Source organism: Kitasatospora sp. NPDC057940, from assembly GCF_042887425.1.
GTDB lineage: Bacteria > Actinomycetota > Actinomycetes > Streptomycetales > Streptomycetaceae > Kitasatospora.
In genome coordinates this window covers 94,847-115,197 of the sequence record NZ_JBHVPH010000014.1, presented here as the reverse complement: position 1 = coordinate 115,197, position 20,351 = coordinate 94,847, and the positions used below count along the sequence as shown (strand labels likewise).

Here is a 20,351-nt window from a genome sequence, read left to right as displayed (position 1 = left end):
CGGCCCCCGGTGCCGGTCACAGGTCGTCGAGGGGTTCGTCCAGGACGCCCTCACGGGCGATGATGTAGCCGAGGTGGCCGCGGCTGCGGCTGCCGAGGAGTTCGCTGGCCTTCTGGATGTGGCTGGAGACCGTACGGGTGCTCATGCCGAGGCGGGAGGCGATGGCCTCGTCGGTGTAGCCGTTGACCATCAGGCGCAGGACGTTCTGGCGGGTGCGGTCGGTGAGCAGCTGGGGGCGGTGGCGGCCCTCCAGGTAGGTGACCGGCTCGGCGCGTTCCCACATCAACTCGTAGATCTTGAGCAGGTACTCGACCAGCGGTGGGAACTGGATGAGCATCGCGGCGGCCTCGCGGTCGGCCGCGGCCGGGACGAAGGCCGTGGAGCGGTCGCAGATGATCACCCGGTCGAACACCTCGTTCAGGGTGCGTATCCGGGCGCCCTGGGCCGTGACCTGCTCGATGTAGGCCAGCGTCGGGCCGTGCGCGCGCACGGTGTGCTGGTAGAGGGTGCGCTGGCGCACGCCGCGCCCGGCGAGGGCGAGGTCGCGCGGGAGGGCGTCCGCGAGGTGCTCGGGGCTGCGGCCGCCGCCGGGCTGGGCGGTGCGCAGTTCCTCGGTGCAGGCGGCGACGGCCTTCTCCAGCGCGGGGTTGATCTCCTCGCCCGTCAGGAGGCGGACCGGCAGCTGGGCCCGGCGCATGACGTCCTGGTAGGCGCGGTCGGCGGCGGTGAAGGCGGTGCGCAGCTCGGCGAGCCGCTCCTGGTGGCCCAGCACGGCGAGTTCGAGCGGCCGGGTCAGGCCGGTGGCCGCGATGTCCGGCGGGACGGGGGTCAGCCGCTCGCCGGAGCCGGGCACGGAGCGCAGCAGGCCCATCGAGAGCAGGCACTCGGGGGCGTCCCCGGCGGCGCGGCCCTCGGCCAGCGCCACCCGGTAGAACTCGATCCCCCGGTCACAGAGCTGCGGTGTCCCCATTCCCGCGCTGTTGTCCTGGGATAGGCACATCTGGGCATCCTTCCGGCTTCGGCATTGCGGTTTCACGAATGCCCGTACCGGCCACCGCCAAGCGTCTGAAATGGCAGGATGGAAATCACCTGTCGTTCGGAAGCCGTCCCCCCGGGCTCTGACTGCCGTGAGTGTACGCCCAAGTGGCGCGGAAATCAGCGGCCGGCGGCGAAGCCGAGCACGCCCGGAGGCGGGGGAGCCGACCGCGGCAGTGTCGGACCCGAGCGCACCCGGCCGCGGTGACAGGCGGATGGCCGCCGTTGCGCGCCTGTCGCCCCGTCAGGGCGGCCGGAGCGGACGGCCGGCGGACGAACGGCCGACAGACGGAGGGCACCCCTTGTTGCGAGCTGATCCCGGCCCGGCGGTCCCGCCCGTGGACCTGGCCGAGCTGGTGGACCAGCGGCTGGTACGGCAGTTGGCGGAGGCCGCCGCCGAGCAGGTCGGCTCCGGCGCGATCAGGCTGCTGGGCGACGGCGGGCTGTTCCAGACGCTCGCCAAGCAGCTGATCGAGCACGCCCTGGAGCTCGAACTCCAGGAGCACCTGCGCGGGGCCGAACCCGGCGCCAACGTCCGCAACGGCGCCCGGGCCAGACGGCTGCTCACCGAGGTCGGCCCGGTCGAGGTGCGGGTGCCCCGGGACCGCCAGGGCAGCTTCACCCCCCGGGCCGTCCGCCCCCGGGCCCGCCGGCTGCCCGGACTCGACCGGCTGGTCATCTCGCTCACCGCGCGCGGCCTCAGCTCGGGCGAGCTGGTGGCGCACCTGGCCGAGGTGTACGGCGTGGAGCTCAGCCGGGAGACCGTCTCCGCCATCACCGACCAGGTGCTCGACGAGCTCGACGAGCGGCGCCGGTGCCCGCTCGACCCCGTCTACCCGGCGGTCTTCCTCGACGCGGTGCGCAGCGGCCGCTCGGGCGGCCCGCTGGTGCACCTGGCGCTCGGGATCTCCGCCGACGGCCGGCGCGAGGTCCTGGGCCTGTGGCCGGCCGCGGACGGGGAGCACTGGCCGCAGGTGCTGGCCGAGCTCACCGAGCGCGGGGTGCGCGAGGTCTGGGTGCTGGTCGGCGACACCGGCGGGGGCCTGGCCGAGGCGGTGGCGGCGCGGTGGCCGCGCACCGTGGTGCACGGCTCGATGGCCCACCTGCTGCCCGCGGCGCTGCGGCACGCGCCCGGCGAGGACTGGGGTGCGCTCGCGCGGACGCTGCGCGAGATCTGTGCCGCGCCCACCGAACGGGCGGCGATGGCGCGGCTGTCCCGGGCCGAGCGGGAGTGGGGTCCGAGCCATCGCGAGGTGTTCCGGGTGTGGCGGTCGGCCTGGCCGCTGCTCGCCGCCGGCTTCCGTTTCGGCCCCGAGGCGCGGCGCCTGCTCGCGGGCGGGGGCGCGCTGGAGCGGCTGCACGCCCGGCTGCGCCGGATCGAGCAGGCCTCGGGCCGGGTGCAGGACGAGCGGGCCGCGCTCAAGCGCGCCTACCTGGCGACGATCGCCCTGGAGTCACCCGCCTCGGCGGGGCGGACGTGGTCCGACGACTGGCCCACCGTCCGCGATGAACTGCGCCAGGGCTCCCGCTTCTGACGCTCCGTTGACCGAAACCCTCGCCGGTGACCGGTTCCCACCACTGATCTGACAGTGCCAGGCACTCTTTGGATCAGATCTGTCTGTTTTTGACATGGTCTGTTCGGGCTTCCGGTTCCCGCAATGCGTGTTCCCGATCATGGCCAGAGCTTCCACCCCCGTTTGAGCCTCGGCAGGATGAATTTCCGAGCGAAGAGGGCCGACCGCCCCCTCGGAAAAAGGAATTAACGATGAAGAATCTTGCCGTTCGCATTCACCATATGCTCGGGATTCTCGCCGTTCTGCTGGTCGCCGGACTGGGCGTCCAGAGCAGCGCCGACCCGTACGCGCCCCTGGCCGCCGCCACCCTCGTCTCGGCGCCCAACGCCGACTCCGGCTGGGGTCCGTGAGCCGCGCTCCGGCGTAATTCCCCCCTCCCGAAATTTCTCCGAACAAAGAGGAAACCGACGATGGCGAACCCGTTCGAGGACCCCGACGCCAGCTACCTCGTCCTGGTGAACGACGAGGGCCAGCACTCGCTGTGGCCGGTCTTCAGCCCGGTGCCCGACGGCTGGCAGCAGGTCTTCGGCGCCGCCGGCCGGCAGGACTGCCTCGACTACGTCGAACAGCACTGGCAGGACCTGCGGCCGAAGAGCCTGCTCGCCCAGCAGTCCGGCCACTGACCGCGACAGCCCGGCGCTGAAGCCGCACCACCAGCACAGCAAGACCCGCCAGAACAGCAAGACCCGCCAGAACCGGCCAGAACCGGCCAGAACCGCCGAACCGCGCCACCACGCCACCGCACCGCCGCTCCACCGACCACCCGGGCCGACCGCCCCGAAGGTCGCCGAGCAAGCCGTTCCCGCCACCGCGGGGGCCAGCCGTACGAGGGAGAGAGTCACATGTCCGGGGTCCAGCAGACGCACAGAGCCGACCGGCGGCCGACCCTGACCGCGCTGGTGGACGCCCAGACGTCCCGCACCCCGCAGGCCCCCGCCCTGTACGCCGAGGGCACCACCCTCACGTACGCCGAGCTGGACGCCCGCGCCAACCGGCTGGCCCGGGTGCTCGCGGCCCGCGGCCTGGGCACCGAGGACATCGTCGCGCTCGCCCTGCCGAAGTCCCCCGAGGCCGTCGCCGCGATCCTCGCCGTGGCCAAGACCGGCGCCGCCTGGCTGCCCGCCGACCCGGCCTACCCCGCCGAGCGGCTGCGCCACATGCTGACCGACTCCCGCGCCGCCCTGGTGCTCACCACCGCCGAGGCCGCCGCCCAGCTGCCCGGGACCGGCGCCCCCCGGCTGCTGCTCGACTCCCCCGAGCACCTCGCCGAGCTGGCCGCACTGCCCGGCACCCCCTTCACCGCCGCCGAGCGGGTGCGGCCGCTGAGCGCCGGGAACACCGCGTACGTGATCTACACCTCCGGCTCCACCGGAGTGCCCAAGGGCGTGGCCGTCACCCACACCGGGCTGCCCAGCATGATCGACACCCAGGTCGCCGCCACCGGGGTCGGCCCCGGCAGCCGGGTGCTCCAGGCCGCCTCGCTCAGCTTCGACGTCTCCGTCTCCGACCTGGCCGTGGCACTCTCCACCGGCGCCGCCCTGGTGCTCCCCCGCGAGCAGAGCCAGCTGGTCGGCGAGCCGCTGGCCGCGCTGATCGAGCAGTACGGCGTCACCCACGCCGACATCGCCACCGCGATGGCGGCCACCCTGCCGGACGTGCCGCTGCCCTCCCTGCGCACCCTGATCGGCGGCGGCGAGGCCATCCCGCGCGAACTGGCCGCCCGCTGCGGCCGCGACCGCCTGATGCTCAACAGCTACGGCCCGACCGAGACCACCGTCATCGTCACCATGAGCGAGCCGCTCACCGGCGAGGAGCAGCCCCCCATCGGCCACCCCTGCCAGGACGTGCGCATCCACGTGCTGGACGAGCGGCTGCGCCCGGTCGAGCCGGGCACCGTGGGCGAGCTGTACGTCTCCGGCCCGCACCTGGCCCGGGGCTACCTCGGGCGCCCCGGCCTGACCGCCGAGCGCTTCGTCGCCTGCCCCTTCGGCGAGCCCGGCGAGCCCGGCGAGCGGATGTACCGCACCGGCGACCTCGGCAGCCGACGGCCGGACGGGCAGCTGGACTTCGTCGGCCGGGCCGACGACCAGGTGAAGATCCGCGGCTTCCGGGTGGAGCTCGGCGAGGTCGAGCAGGCCCTCTCCGCCCACCCCGAGGTGCGCCAGGCCGTGGTGCTGGTCCGCGAGGACCGCCCGGGCGAGCGCCGCCTGGTCGGCTACACCGTCGGCGCCGCCGACCCGGCCGAGCTGCGCGCGTACTGCTCCGAGCGGCTGCCCGACCACATGGTGCCCACCGTCGTGGTGCTCGACCGGCTGCCGCTCACGCCCAACGGCAAGGTGGACAAGCGCGCCCTGCCCGCGCCGGTCTTCGCCGCCGCCGAGGAGGGCGGCCGGGCCCCCGCCGGAGAGCTGGAGCACACCCTCGCCCGCCTCTTCGCCGAGGTGCTGGGCCTGCCCGCGGTGGGCGTCACGGACTCCTTCTTCGAGCTCGGCGGCGACTCCATCGTGGCCATCCGGCTCGTCTCCCGGGCCCGGCACGCCGGGCTGCAGCTCACCCCCCGCGAGGTGTTCCTCTCGCCGACCGTCGAGGCACTGGCCCGGATCGCCCGACCGCTGGAGGGGCCGGTCGTCGCCGAACCCGCCGGCGCCGGCCTCGGCGAGGTGCCGCCGACGCCCATCGTGCACTGGCTGGCCGCGCAGCACGGCGCCGTCGAGAGCTTCTACCAGTCGACCCTGCTCACCCTCCCCGCCGGGAGCGGGCCCGAGCACGTGGCCACGGCCCTCCAGGCGCTGCTCTACCACCACGACGTCTTCCGCGCCCGCACCTCCCCGCTCGCCGAGCGCCCCTGGACCCTGCACGTCCCCGCCCCCGGCGCCGTCCCCGCCGAGGCCGCGCTGCGGCACGTCGCGGGCCCGGCCACCGAGGAGGCGCTGCGCGCCGAGACCGAGGCCGCCCGCGAGCGCCTCTCGCCCGAGGACGGCCGGATGCTCCAGGCCGTCCGGTTCGACGCCGGGCCGGGCCTGTCCCCGCAGCTCCTGCTCGTGATCCACCACCTGGCGGTGGACGGCGTCACCTGGCGCATCGTCGAGGAGGACCTGCTCGCCGCCCTCGCCGCCCTCCGCGAGGGCCGGGCCGTGGCGCTGGCGCCGGTGCCCACCTCCTTCCGCCGCTGGGCCCAGCGGCTCACCGCCGAGGCCGGGACCGACCGTCGGGCCGCCGAACTCCCGCTCTGGGAGGCCGCCCTGGCCACCCCGGACCCGCTGCTCGGCGAGCGCCCGCTCGACCCGGCCCGGGACACCTACGCCACCGAGGGCGTCCTGCGGCTCGTGCTGCCCGCCGAGACCACCCAGGCGCTGCTGACCCGGGTCACGGCGGCCTACCACGCGCAGGTCAACGACGTGCTGCTGACCGCGCTGGCGCTCGCCCTCGGCCACTGGCGCGGCGCGGCGACCACCGGTCCGGACGGCGCCGTGCTGGTGACCGCGGAGGGCCACGGCCGCGAGGAGATCGTCGACGGCGTCGACCTGCACCGCACCGCCGGCTGGTTCACCTCCCTCTACCCCGTCCGGCTCGCCCCCGGGGCGCTGCCCTGGTCCGAGGTCACCGCGGCCGGCCCCGGGCTCGGCCGGGCCCTCGGCCGGGTCAAGGAGCAGCTGCGCGCCGTCCCGGACAACGGCATCGGCTACGGCCTGCTGCGCCACCTCAACCCGGCCACCGCCGCCGTGCTGGCGGGGTACGCCGATCCGCAGGTCGAGTTCAACTACCTGGGCCGCTTCGCGCCGGAGGGCGTCACCGCCGAGGACGTGCTCGCCGGCACCGAGGCGATGAGCGAGGGCGCCGCGACCGGGCTCGCGCTCGGCCGGGTGCTCGGCCTGGACGCCACCACCGTCGACACCCCGCAGGGCCCGCTGCTGGTCGCCCAGTGGTCCTACGCCACCGGGCTGCTCACCGAGGAGCGCGTGGCCGCGCTCGCCGAGGCGTGGTTCACCGCGCTGCGCGCGCTCGCCGAGCACGCCGACCGGCCGGACGCGGGCGGACACACCCCCTCCGACTTCCCGCTCGTCACGCTCGACCAGTCCGAACTGGACCAGCTCGCCGAACACCACGCCCCCGCCCGCCTGGTGGACGTCTGGCCCACCTCGCCGCTCCAGCAGGGCATGGCCTTCCACGCGGCGTACGACACCGACGGCGCCGACGTCTACACCTCCGTCTGCACCTTCGACCTCACCGGCCCGGTGGACGCCGACCGGCTGCGCGCCGCCGCCGAGGCGCTGCTGCTGCGCCACCCCAACCTCAAGGCGGGCTTCCACCAGCGCCCCGACGGCCCGCCCGTGCAGGCCGTGCCGGACGGCGTCGAACTGCCCTTCACCGTCCTCGACCTGACGGCGCACGCCGACCCGCGGGCCGAGGCCGCGCGGATCGCCGCCGCCGAGTACGGCCGCCGCTTCGACCTCGCCCGGCCGCCGCTGCTGCGCTACACCCTGCTCACCCTCGCCCCCGGGCGCCACCAGCTGATCGCCGCCGCGCACCACATCCTGCTGGACGGCTGGTCCACCCCGCTGTTCGCCGAGGAGCTGTGGGGCCTGTACTTCCAGCAGCCGATGCCCCCGGCCGCCCCCTACCGCGAGTACCTGCGCTGGCTCACCCGGCGCGACGGCGCCGCCGCCCGCGCCGCCTGGGCCCAGGCCCTGGCGGGCGCCGACGAGCCCACCCTGCTGGCCCCCGGCCGCTCCGCCGCCGCCCCGCAGCTGCCGCTGCGCCTGCACACCGGCCTCACCCCGGCGGCCACCGAGGCGCTGGCCCGCACCGCCCGCCGCTACGGCGTCACCCTCAACACCCTCGTCCAGGCCGCCTGGGGCGTGCTGCTGGCCCGGCTCACCGGGCGCGAGGACGTGCTCTTCGGCACCACCGTCTCCGGCCGGCCGCACGACCTGCCGGGCGTGGAGCGGATGGTGGGCCTGCTCATCAACACCGTGCCGGTGCGCGTCGCCCTCGACCCGGCCGAGAGCTGGGGGCAGCTGCTGCTGCGCCTCCAGCACGAGCAGTCCGCGCTGCTGGACCACCAGCACCTCAGCCTCACCGAGATCCAGCAACTCGCCGGAGTGGGCAGCCTGTTCGACACCGTCACGGTGTACGGCAACTACCCGGACCCGTCCGCCCTGGACGAGGCCGACCCGAGCGGCGCCACCCACGTCACCCTGGTCGAGGACGTCGACAGCGCGCACTACCCGCTGCTGCTGGCCCTCACCCCGGGCGACGGCCTCCAGCTGCGCCTGGACCACCGGCCCGACGCCTTCACCCCCGCCGAGGCGCGCACCCTGCTGGACCGCTTCCTCGCCCTGCTCGACCGGATCGTCGCCGACCCGGCCGAACTCGTCGGCGCCGTCGAGGTGTTGACCGAGGAGGAGCGCGAGCGGCTGCTGACCCGCGGGACCGGCGCCACCGCGCCGCTGCCGGAGGCCGCGCTGCCCGAGCTGTTCGAGGCGCGGGCCGCCGCGACGCCCGACGCGGTCGCGCTCACGGCCGAGGACGTCGAGCTGACCTACGCCGAACTCAACGCGCGGGCGAACGGGTTGGCGGTGCGACTGGTCGAGGCCGGGGTCCGCGCCGAGACCCCCGTCGCGCTGCTGATGGAGCGCTCGGCCGCCCTGGTGGTGGCGATCCTGGCCGTGCTCAAGGCCGGCGGCGCGTTCGTGCCGCTGGACGACGCGCAGCCGGCCGAACGCCTGCGGGCCGTCCTCGCGGACTCCGGGGCCCGGCTGGTGCTGGCCGACACCGCCCACCGGGCGCACCCCGCGCTGACCGGGCTGGACGTGCTGGACCCCGAGGGCCACGGGACCGCCGGGAACCTCGGACTCCCCCTGAGCGCCGACCAGTTGGCGTACGTGATGCACACCTCCGGCTCGACCGGCGTGCCCAAGGGCATCGGCGTCGCCCACCGGTCCGTGGTCGACCTCGCGCTCGGCGGGGAGTTCACGGGCGGCGGCCACGAACGCGTCCTGCTGCACTCCCCCGTCGCCTTCGACGCCTCCACCTACGAGCTCTGGGTCCCGCTGCTCTCGGGCGGCCGCGTGGTGGTCGCCCCGGCCGGGCGGCTCGGCGTCGCCGAGCTGGCGACCGCGATCGGCCGGGGGCGGGTCGGCGCCGCCTGGATGACGGTCGGGCTCTTCAACGTGCTGGCCGCCGAGGCCCCGGAGACCTTCGCCGGGCTGCGCGAGGTGTGGACGGGCGGGGACATCGTCTCGCCGGCCGCCATCCGGCGGGTGCTGGAGCACTGCCCCGGCCTGCGGGTGGTGAACGGCTACGGGCCGACGGAGACGACCACCTTCGCGACCCGCCACCCGATGGCCACCGCCGCCGAGGTGCCGGCCGCCGTGCCGATCGGGCGTCCGCTGCCCAACACCCGGGCGTACGCGCTGGACGCCGGGCTGCGCCCGGTCCCCGTCGGCGTCGCCGGCGAGCTGTACGTCGCGGGCGCCGGACTGGCCCGGGGCTACGTCGGCCGCGCCGGCCTGACCGCCGAGCGCTTCGTGGCCTGCCCCTTCGGCGAGCCCGGCGGCCGGATGTACCGCACCGGCGACGTGGTGCGCTGGACCACCACGGGCGAACTGGAGTTCGTCGGCCGCGCCGACGACCAGGTCAAGCTGCGCGGCTTCCGGATCGAACTCGGCGAGGTGGAGGCCGCGTTCACCGCCCACCCGGCCGTCGGCCAGGCCGTCGCCGTGGTCCGCCAGGACCAGCCGGGCGACAAGCGCCTGGTCGCCTACGTCACGGGCCCCGTCCGGCCCGACGAGCTGCGCGCCTTCGTCGCCGACCGCCTGCCCGGCTACATGGTGCCCGCCGCGATCGTCACCCTCGACGCGCTGCCCGTCACCCCCAACGGCAAGGTCGACCGCCGCGCCCTGCCCGCCCCCGACTACAGCGGCGCCGCCGCCGGCCGGGCCCCTCGCACCGGCACCGAGCAGGCGCTCTGCGAACTCTTCGCCGAGGTCCTCGGATTGGCCTCGGTCGGCATCGACGACAGCTTCTTCGACCTGGGCGGCCACTCGCTGCTCGCCACCAAGCTGGTCAGCCGCGCCCGCACCGCCCTCGGCACGGAGCTGCCGATCCGCGCGCTCTTCGACCACCCGACGGTGGCCGCCCTGGCCGCCGCCCTGCCCGCCTCCGGCGCGGCCCGCCCGGCCCTGCGGCCCGTCACCCGACCGGAGCGCGTCCCGCTGTCCTCCGCGCAGCAACGCCTGTGGTTCATCGAGCAGTTCGAGGGCCCAAGCGCCCTCTACAACACGCCCGTCGCCCTCCGGCTGACCGGCGCCCTCGACCGCCCCGCGCTGGAAGGCGCGCTGCGGGACGTGGTGGCCCGGCACGAGGTGCTGCGCACCGTCTTCCCGACCACCGACGGCCAGCCGCACCAACTGGTCGCCGAGGCCCCCGAGTCGATCCTGCGGACCATACCCGTGGCCACCGAGGAGGCGCTCCGGGCCGCCCTGGCCGAGGCCGGCGGGCAGGTCTTCGACCTCGCCCACGACCTGCCCGTCCGCGCCACGCTGCTCTCCCTCCCCCACGACGAACACGTCCTGCTCGTCCTCATGCACCACATCGCCACCGACGGCTGGTCCGTCGCCCCCCTCCTGCACGACCTCGCCACCGCCTACCAGGCCCGACTGGCCGGCACCGAGCCGCAGTGGAAGCCGATGCCGGTGCAGTACGCCGACTACACCCTCTGGCAGCACGAACTCCTCGGCACCCCGCAACAGCCCACCGCCCTGCTCACCGAACAACTCGCCCACTGGCAGCAGGCATTGTCCGGCCTCCCGGAGGAACTGGCACTCCCCTACGACCGGCCGCGACCGACCGCGCCCAGCCACCGGGGCGGCGCCGCCGAGTTCGAGGTCGGCACCGAACTGCACACCGCCCTGGCCGAGTTGGCGGGCAAGCAGAACGCCAGCCTCTTCATGGCCCTGCAAGCCGCCGTCGCCACCCTCTACACCCGCCTCGGCGCCGGCACCGACCTCCCGCTCGGCACCCCCGTCGCCGGACGCACCGACGAAGCCCTCGACGACCTGGTCGGCTTCTTCGTCAACACCCTGCTGCTGCGCACCGACACCACCGGCAACCCCACCTTCCGGGAACTGCTGGACCGCGTCCGCCGCACCGACCTCGACGCCTACGACCACCAGGACATCCCCTTCGAGCGCCTGGTCGAACACCTCAACCCCCCGCGCACCACCCGCCACCCCCTCTTCCAGTCGCTCGTCGCCCTGGAGAGCGGCCCGGCGGTGCCCGCCGCCTTCGGCGACCTCACCTGCGCGGACCACCCCTTCGAGCTGGACGTGGCCAAGTTCGACCTGTCCTTCCGCTTCACCGAACAGGGCCCCCAGGCGGGCCTGTCGGTGGCGGTCGAGTACGCGGCCGACCTCTTCGACCACACCACCGCGACCGCCCTCGCCGAACGGCTGCTGCGCGTCCTGCGCGCCGTCGCCGCCGACCCGGACACCCCGATCGGCAGCATCGACATCCTCGACCCCGCCGAACGCGAGGACCTGCTCACCGGCTGGAACGGACCGACGGCCCCGGTGCCCGACGCCACCCTGCCGCAGCTGTTCGAGGCCCGGGCCGCCGCCACCCCCGACGCCACCGCCCTGATCACCGGCACCGCGCAGCTCAGCTACGCCGAACTCGACTCCCGGGCCGAGCACTTGGCGTCCCACCTCGCCGAGTCGGGCGTCGGCGCCGACACCCCGGTGGTCCTCCTGATGGACCGCTCCGCCGACCTGGTGACGGCGATCCTGGCGGTGGCCAAGGCCGGCGGCACCTACGTCCCGCTGGACGACCGGCACCCGGCCGAGCGGCTGCGGCAGATCACCGCCGAGACGCGGGCGGCGCTCGTCCTGGTCGATCCCGCGCACCAGGGCCACCCGCTGGCCACCGACGCCCCCTGCCCCGTCCTGCCGCTCACCGAGGGCTGGTTCGACGGCCCGCGCAGGCGGCGCGCCCAGCCCGCCGGGCTCCACCCGGAGCAGCTCGCGTACGTGATGTTCACCTCCGGATCCACCGGGGTGCCCAAGGGAATCGCCATCACCCACCGGGACGTGGTGCAGCTCGCGACGGACCCGTGCTGGCACCACCCCGACGGGCTGCGGGTGCTCTTCCACGCACCGCACGCCTTCGACGCCTCGACCTACGAACTGTGGGCGCCGCTGCTCTCCGGCGGCCAGGTGGTCGTCGCGCCGCAGGGCGACCTGGACGCCTCCGCCATCCGCGAGCTGGTCCGGGTGCACGGGCTCACCCACGTCCACGTCACCGCCGGGCTGTTCCGCGTCATCGCGGAGGAGGACCCGGGCATCTTCACCGGCGTGCGCGAGGTGCTGACCGGTGGGGACGTCGTCTCCGCCCCGGCCGTCCGCCGGGTGCTGGAGGCCGTCCCGGGCATCGCGGTGCGGGCACTGTACGGGCCGACCGAGACGACGCTGTGCGCGACCCAGTTCCCGATGCCGACCGTCTCGGCGGTCCCGAACGTGGTACCGATCGGCCGCCCGCTGGCCAACACCCGCGCATACGTGCTCGACAACGCGCTACAGCCCGTACCCGCCGGCGTGGCAGGCGAGCTGTACATCGCCGGCGCCGGACTCGCCCGCGGCTACACCGGCCGCCCCGCCCTCACCGCCGAACGCTTCGTCGCCTGCCCGTTCCTCACCGGCGAGCGCATGTACCGCACCGGCGACCTCGCCCGCTGGACCACCGACGGCATCCTGGAATTCCTCGGCCGCGCCGACGACCAGGTCAAGATCCGCGGCTTCCGCATCGAACTCGGCGAAGTCGAAACCGCCTTCACCGCCCACCCCGCCGTCGGCCAAGCCCTCGCCCACGTCCGCGAAGACCAGCCCGGCGACAAACGCCTCGTCGTCTACACCACCCTCACCACAGGCAGCGTCACTCCCGGCGAACTGCGCGCCGCCGTCACCGACACCCTCCCCAGCTACATGCTCCCCGCCGCCGTCGTCATCCTCGACACCCTCCCCGTCACCGCAAACGGCAAAGTCGACCGCCGCGCCCTCCCCGCCCCCGACTACACCGGCACCACCGAAGGCCGCGCCCCGCGCAACGACACCGAACAGACGCTCTGCGCACTCTTCGCCGACGTCCTCGGACTCACCACCGTCACCATCGACGACCGCTTCTTCGACCTCGGCGGCCACTCCCTCCTCGCCACCAGGCTGGTCAGCCGCATCCGCGCCGCCCTCGGTACGGAGCTGCCGATCCGCACCCTGTTCGACGCTCCCACGGTCGCCGCTCTGGCCGCCGTCCTGCCCGAGCGCGAGCAGACGGCCGCGCCGAAGAAGGCCCGCCCGGCCCTGCGGCCGATGCGCCGCCCGGGCGGCCCGGCCTGACCTGCCGCCCACGTCGCGGCCCCGTCCACCGCAGGATGCGCGCCCGCCGCCGGCCCGGCCGGCGGCGAGGCCCGCCACGTCCCGCGGCCGCCGAACCCCACCAGCCCCACCCGCCCCAGCAGTCACAGCACCCGTAAGTCGCCAGTCGGAGGCAGACCTTGATCCCGTTGTCGTTCGCCCAGCAGCGGCTCTGGTTCATCGAGCAGTTCGAGGGCCCGAGCGCCCTCTACAACACGCCGTTCGCCCTCCGGCTGACCGGCGAGCTCGACGCCGCCGCCCTCGAAGGCGCGCTGTGGGACGTGGTGGCCCGGCACGAGGTGCTGCGCACCGTCTTCCCGACCACCGACGGCCAGCCCCACCAGCACATCCTCGACCAGGGTCGCCCGCCGCTGCACCGGGTGCCGGTAGCCGACGAGACCGAGCTGTCCGAGCGGCTGCGCGAGGACGCCGGGCAGGTCTTCGACCTCGCCGCCGACCTCCCCGTCCGCGCCTGGCTGTACGCCCTCCCCGCGCCGGGCGAGCACGTCCTGCTGCTGCTGACGCACCACATCGCCAGCGACGGCTGGTCCGTCGCCCCGCTCTTCCGCGACCTCGCCACCGCGTACGAGGCCCGGCTCGCCGGCACCGAACCGCAGTGGGAGCCGCTGCCGGTGCAGTACGCCGACTACACCCTCTGGCAGCGCGAGCTGCTCGGCGAGGAGGACGACCCGGAGAGCGTCGTCTCCCTGCAACTCACCTACTGGCAGCAGGCGTTGTCCGGCCTCCCGGAGGAACTGGCGCTCCCCTACGACCGCCCGCGCCCGACCGCGCCCACCCGCCGGGGCGGGGCCGCCGAGTTGGAACTCGACGTCGAACTGCACACCGCCCTGGCCGAGTTGGCGGGCCGGCAGAACGCCAGCCTCTTCATGGCCCTGCAAGCCGCCGTCGCCACCCTCTACACCCGCCTCGGCACGGGCACCGACCTGCCGATCGGCACCGTCGTCGCCGGCCGCACCGACGAAGCCCTCGACGACCTGGTCGGCTTCTTCGTCAACACCCTGCTGCTGCGCACCGACACGTCCGGCAACCCGAGCTTCCGGGAACTGCTGGACCGCGTCCGCCGCACCGACCTCGACGCCTACGACCACCAGGACATCCCCTTCGAGCGCCTGGTCGAACACCTCAACCCCACCCGCACCGCCGGCCACCCCCTCTTCCAGTCGCTCGTCACCCTGAACACGGAACGGGCCGACGACCTCGCCTTCGGCCCGGTGTCGGCCCGGCCGGTCGAGGCCGGCGAGGCCCAGGCCCAGTTCGACCTGAACTTCAACTTCGTCGAGCACCTCACGGCGGACGGCGACTGCCTCGGCGTCCGCGGCGCCGTCGACTACGCGGCCGACCTCTTCGACCACGCCACCGCCACCGCCCTCGCCGAACGGCTGCTGCGCGTCCTGCGCGCCATCGCCGCCGACCCCGACGCCCCGATCGGCAGCATCGACATCCTCGACCCCGCCGAACGCGAGCACCTGCTCACCGGCTGGAACGGACCGACCGCCCCGGTGCCCGACACCAGCCTGCCCCGGCTGTTCGAGGCCCAGGCCGCCGCCACCCCCGACGCCACCGCCCTGATCACCGACGCCGAACAGCTCAGCTACGCCGAACTGAACGGACGCGCCAACCGCCTCGCCGCCCTGCTGCTGGCACGCGGCCTAACCACCGAACAGCCCGTGGCGGTGCTGATGGAGCGCTCCGCCGGGCTGCTCACGGCCGTCCTCGCGATCGCCAAGGCGGGCGGCACCTACGTCCCGCTGGACGACCGCTACCCGCTGGACCGGCTCCAGCACATCCTCACCGACACCCGCACCGGCCTGCTGCTCACCGACCCGGCCCACCACGGGCACCCGGTCCTCGCCACCGGCGGCTTCGCCACCGTCGAGGTCACCGACGCGCTGCTCGCCACCGCCCCCGAGGCGGGCGACCCGGCCGTGCCCGTGCACCCCGGCCAGCTGGTCTACGTGATGTACACCTCGGGCTCGACCGGCCTACCCAAGGGCGTCGCCGTCACCCACCGCAACGTCGTGGACCTGCTGGGCAACCAGCACTTCCGCGAAGGCCACCACGAGCGCGTCCTGCTGCACTCGCCCACCGCCTTCGACGCCTCCACCACCGAGATCTGGGCGCCGCTCGTCACCGGCGGGGCGATCGTGCTGGCCGAGCCCGGCGAACTGGACATCCGGCGCCTCGCCGAGACCATCACCACCCACCGGGTGACCCTGGTCCAGGCGCCGTCGGGCCTGCTGCGGCTGATGGCCGAGGAGACGCCGGAGGCCTTCCGGGCCGTCCGGCAGGTGTGGACCGGCGGCGACGTCGTCCCGCCCGAGGCCGTCCGCCGGCTCTTCCAGGCGTGCCCGGACACCTCCGTCGTCGCGGTCTACGCGCCCACCGAGACGACGGCCATCAAGACCACCTTCACCATGACCCCCGCCTCGGCGGTCCCGAACGTGGTGCCGATCGGCCGCCCGCTGGCCAACACCCGCACATACGTGCTCGACAGCACCTTGCAGCCCGTACCCGCCGGCGTGGCAGGCGAGCTGTACATCGCCGGCGCCGGACTCGCCCGCGGCTACACCGGCCGCCCCTCCCTCACCGCCGAACGCTTCGTCGCCTGCCCGTTCACCACCGGCGAGCGTATGTACCGCACCGGCGACCTCGCCCGCTGGACCACCGACGGCATCCTGGAATTCCTCGGCCGCGCCGACGACCAGGTCAAGATCCGCGGCTTCCGCATCGAACTCGGCGAAGTCGAAACCGCCTTCACCGCCCACCCCGCCGTCGGCCAAGCCCTCGCCCACGTCCGCGAAGACCAGCCCGGCGACAAACGCCTCGTCGTCTACACCACCCTCACCACCACCTCGACCGACAGCGTCACTCCCGGCGAACTGCGCGCCGCCGTCACCGACACCCTCCCCAGCTACATGCTCCCCGCCGCCGTCGTCATCCTCGGCACCCTCCCCGTCACCGCCAACGGCAAAGTCGACCGCCGCGCCCTCCCCGCCCCCGACTACACCGGCACCACCGAAGGCCGCGCCCCCCGCAACACCACCGAACAAACCCTCTGCACACTCTTCGCCGACGTCCTCGGACTCACCACCGTCACCATCGACGACCGGTTCTTCGACCTCGGCGGCCACTCCCTCCTCGCCACCAGGCTGGTCAGCCGCATCCGCACCACCCTCAGCACCGAACTGCCCATCCGGGCCCTGTTCGACGCCCCGACCGTCGCCGCCCTGGCCGCCGTCCTGCCCGCCTCCGGCACGGCCCGCCCGACCCTGCGGCCCGTCGACCGGCCCGAGCGCATCCCGCTCTCCCCGGCGCAGCAACGCCTGTGGTTCATCGACCAGTTCGAGGGCCCCAACGCGCTCTACAACACCCCGTGCTCGGTGCGCCTGACCGGCCGGATCGACGCCCCCGCCCTCCAGGCGGCGCTGACGGACGTCCTCGACCGCCACGAGGTGCTGCGCACCGTCTACCCGGCGACCGACGGCCAGCCGCACCAGCTGATCGTCGAGCGCCCCGAACTCCCGCTGCACACCGTGTCGGTGGCCACCGAGGAGGCGCTCCGGGCCGCCCTGGCCGAGGCCGGCGGGCAGGTCTTCGACCTCGCCCACGACCTGCCCGTCCGCGCCACGCTGCTCTCCCTCCCCCACGACGAACACGTCCTGCTCGTCCTCATGCACCACATCGCCACCGACGGCTGGTCCGTCGCCCCCCTCCTGCACGACCTCGCCACCGCCTACGAAGCCCGCCTCGCCGGCACCGAACCGCAGTGGCAGCCACTCCCCGTGCAGTACGCCGACTACGCCCTCTGGCAGCACGAACTCCTCGGCACCCCGCAACAGCCCACCGCCCTGCTCACCGAACAACTCGCCCACTGGCAGCAGGCATTGTCCGGCCTCCCGGAGGAACTGGCACTCCCCTACGACCGCCCCCGCCCGACCGCGCCGACCCGCCGGGGCGCGGCGGTGGAACTGCACCTGGACGGTGAACTTCACGGCGCCCTGGTCGAGTTGGCGCAGCAGAGCAAGGCCAGCGTGTTCATGGTGATGCAGGCGGCACTCGCCACCACGCTGGGCCGCCTCGGCGCGGGCACCGACGTGCCGATCGGCACCGTCGTCGCCGGCCGCACCGACGAAGCCCTCGACGACCTGGTCGGCTTCTTCGTCAACACCCTGGTGCTGCGCACCGACACGTCCGGCGACCCGAGCTTCCGGGAGCTGCTGGAGCGCGTCCGGATCGGCACCCTGGACGCCTTCGGGCACCAGGACGTGCCCTTCGAGCGCCTGGTCGAGCTGCTCAACCCGGCGCGCTCGACGGCGCGGCACCCGCTCTGCCAGGTGATGCTGACCTCGGGCGGCGACGCCGGACAGATCAACTTCGGCGGTCTGCCGGGCCGGGTCGAGGCCCTGGATTCGGACCTCGCCAAGTTCGACCTGACCTTCGCCTTCGGCGAGACCTTCGACCGCGACGGCGCCCCCGCCGGGCTGGAGCTGTCGGTCGAGTACGCCGTCGACCTGTTCGACCGGGCCACGGCGGCGGCGACGGCCGCGCGGTTCGAGCGCGCCCTGCGCGCGGTGCTGGCCGACCCGGACCAGCGGGTGGGCCAGGTGGAGATCCTGGCGCCGGAGGAGCGCCGGCAGCTGATCACGGCCTGGAACGACACCGACCACCCCGTCGCCCCCGCCACCTTCCCGGCGCTCTTCCAGGCCCAGGCCGCCGCCCGCCCCGACGCCGTCGCGCTCGCCTTCGGCGCCGAGCAGCTCAGCTACGCCGAGCTGAACGGACGCGCCAACCGCCTCGCCCGGCTGCTCACCGCACACGGCGCGGGCCCCGAGCGTTTCGTCGCGATCGCCCTGGACCGCTCGATCGAGCTCATCGTCGCCCAGCTCGCCGTCCTCAAGGCCGGCGCGGCCTTCCTCCCGCTCGACCCGCGCTACCCGGCCGACCGCATCGCCTACATGCTCGCCGACGCCGCGCCCGTCCTGGTCCTCACCACCGGCACGGTGGCCGCCGGCCTGCCGGCCGACAGCGCCGTCCCGCGCCTGCTGGTCGAGGAGCTCGACACCTCCGGCCACCCGTCGCACGACCTCACCGACGCCGAAACCGACGCCGAAACCGGCACCGAACCCGGCACCGCCACCGACGCCGCCGCGTACGTCATCTACACCTCCGGCTCCACCGGCCGCCCCAAGGGCGTCGTCGTCCCCCACACCGGCCTCGCCGCCCTGGTCGAGAGCCAGCGCCGGAGCCTGGCCGTGACCCCGGACAGCCGCTACCTGCTGTTCGCCTCCCCCTCCTTCGATTCCGCCATCGCCGAGCTCAGCCTGGCCCTGCTCACCGGCGCCCGCGCCGTCCTCGCCGACGCCGACCAGCTGCTGCCCGGCCCCGCCCTGGCCGAACTGATCGCCGAGCAGGGCGTCACGCACCTCACCCTGCCGCCGACCGCCCTGGCCGTGCTGCCGCCCGACGCGCTCGCGCACGTCGAGACCCTGGCCGTCGCCGGGGAGGCCTGCCCGCCCGACCTCGTCGAGCACTGGTCCGCCCGCCTGCGGATGGTCAACGCCTACGGGCCGACGGAGTCCACCGTCTGCGCCAGCATGACCACCCCGCTGTCCGGCCGGATCGCACCACCGCTGGGCCGGCCCGTCCTGAACACCCGGCTGCACGTCCTGGACGCCGCCCTGCAGCCCGTCCCCGCCGGGATCGTCGGCGAGCTCTACCTCGCGGGCGCCGGCCTGGCCAGGGGCTACCTCAACCGGCCCGGCCTGACCGCCGAGCGCTTCGTCGCCAACCCCTACGGCGCCCCCGGCAGCCGGATGTACCGCACCGGCGACCTCGCCCGCCGCCGGGCCGACGGCTCCCTGGAGTACCTCGGCCGCACCGACCACCAGGTCAAGGTCCGGGGTTTCCGCATCGAACCCGGCGAGATCGAGGCCGCCCTCGTCCGGCACCCCTCCCTCGCCCAGGCCTTCGTCCTGGTCCGCGAGGACCGCCCCGGCGACCGGCGTCTGGTCGGCTACGCCGTGGCCCGGCCCGGACAGACGGTCGACCAGGCCCTCCTGCGGGCCCACGTCGGCGCGACCCTGCCCGACCACATGGTGCCCTCGGCCGTCGTGGCCCTGGACGCCCTCCCCCTCACCGCCAACGGCAAGGTCGACCGCCGCGCCCTCCCCGCCCCCGACACCGCCGCCTGGACCGGCGCCGGCCGGGCACCCGGCACGCCGCAGGAGGAGGTGCTCTGCGGGCTGTTCGCCGACGTGCTCGGGCTCGAACGGGTCGGCGTGGACGACAACTTCTTCGAGCTCGGCGGGCACTCGCTGCTGGCCGCGCGCCTGGTCGCGGGGCTGCGGGAGCTGGTCGGCGCGGGCGAGGGGATCGGGGTCCGCACCGTGTTCGAGGCGCCGACCGTCGCCGGGCTCGCCGAGCGGCTCGCCCGCGGGCCGGGCGCCGAGAGCTTCCCCGTCCTGCTGCCGATCCGCACCCGGGGCTCGCGCCCGCCGCTGTTCTGCGTCCACCCGGCCGCGGGCATCAGCTGGGTGTACACGGGGCTGCTGCGCCACCTCGACGCCGAGCAGCCGATCTACGGCCTCCAGGCCCCGGGCCTGGCCGATCCGGACCACCGCCCTTCCTCCGTCGCGGAGTTGGCGCGCGACTACCTCGCGCAGATCCGCGCCGTCCGCCCCGAGGGCCCGTACGCCCTGCTCGGCTGGTCCTTCGGCGGGGCCGTCGCCCACGCGATCGCCGCGCTGCTGCGCGAGCAGGGCGAGGAGGTCCGGCTGCTGGCCCTGCTGGACGCCTACCCGGGCACCGGCGAGGCCGGGCCCGAGCAGGGGCGGGACGACCCGGAGCAGTTGGCGGTGATCCTCGACTCGCTCGGCCACCCGGCCGGGGAGATCGGCGCCTGGCCCGAGGACGAGGACGGCTACGCCGAGCTGGTCCGGCACGGCGAGGGCCCGCTCGCGGGCCTCAGCGGCGCCGCGGTGGCCCGGGTGGTCGCGGTCTTCCGGACCAACGCCGAGCTGGCGCACGCGCTCCCGCTGCCCGGCTACGACGGCGACGCGGTGGTCTTCACCGCCGCCAAGGACCGCCCGGCCGACGCCCCCGACCCGGACGGCTGGCGCCCCCACGTGGGCGGCCGGATCGACGTCCACGAGGTGCCGAGCACCCACGGCGCCATGACGGGCCCCGAGGCGCTCGCCGTCATCGGCCCGGTGCTCGCCGCCCGCCTGACCGACCGACCGGCCACCTGACCGACCGGCCTCCTGACCAACCGACCGGCCACCTGACCGACCGGCCTCCTGACCCGCCGACTTTCGCA

General features: G+C 74.8%; 6 protein-coding genes. 5 read left to right on the top strand and 1 reads right to left on the bottom strand.

Annotation, left to right across the window (positions count from 1 at the left end; all coding sequences use genetic code 11):
• Nucleotides 1-16: 16 nt before the first annotated feature.
• Nucleotides 17-1,000, bottom strand: coding sequence for a LuxR C-terminal-related transcriptional regulator (locus tag ACFVTF_RS21995; RefSeq protein ID WP_387815733.1), 984 nt, complete (start codon nucleotides 998-1,000; stop codon nucleotides 17-19).
• 337 nt (nucleotides 1,001-1,337) lie between these two features.
• Here ACFVTF_RS21995 and ACFVTF_RS21990 point away from each other — a divergent pair, with 337 nt between their 5' ends.
• The 5 genes from ACFVTF_RS21990 (at nucleotide 1,338) to ACFVTF_RS21970 (ending at nucleotide 20,283) form a co-directional block, all read left to right on the top strand.
• Entirely contained in the window at nucleotides 1,338-2,570 is a 1,233-nt protein-coding gene (locus tag ACFVTF_RS21990) for an IS256 family transposase (RefSeq protein ID WP_387815731.1), read from the top strand.
• 260 nt (nucleotides 2,571-2,830) lie between these two features.
• Complete coding sequence (locus ACFVTF_RS21985) at nucleotides 2,831-2,959, top strand: hypothetical protein (protein ID WP_387815729.1); 129 nt, start codon at nucleotides 2,831-2,833, stop codon at nucleotides 2,957-2,959.
• 60 nt (nucleotides 2,960-3,019) lie between these two features.
• Nucleotides 3,020-3,232: an MbtH family protein gene (locus ACFVTF_RS21980; RefSeq protein ID WP_363585184.1), complete on the top strand. Its 213-nt coding sequence runs from the start codon at nucleotides 3,020-3,022 to the stop codon at nucleotides 3,230-3,232.
• Between the two features lie 219 nt (nucleotides 3,233-3,451).
• Nucleotides 3,452-12,997 (top strand): amino acid adenylation domain-containing protein, encoded by a 9,546-nt coding sequence (locus ACFVTF_RS21975; protein WP_387815727.1) that lies wholly within the window; start codon nucleotides 3,452-3,454, stop codon nucleotides 12,995-12,997.
• A gap of 158 nt (nucleotides 12,998-13,155) precedes the next feature.
• A complete protein-coding gene (locus ACFVTF_RS21970) occupies nucleotides 13,156-20,283 on the top strand; it encodes an amino acid adenylation domain-containing protein (RefSeq protein WP_387815725.1) in 7,128 nt (2,375 codons plus the stop codon).
• The last annotated feature ends 68 nt before the right edge of the window (nucleotides 20,284-20,351 follow it).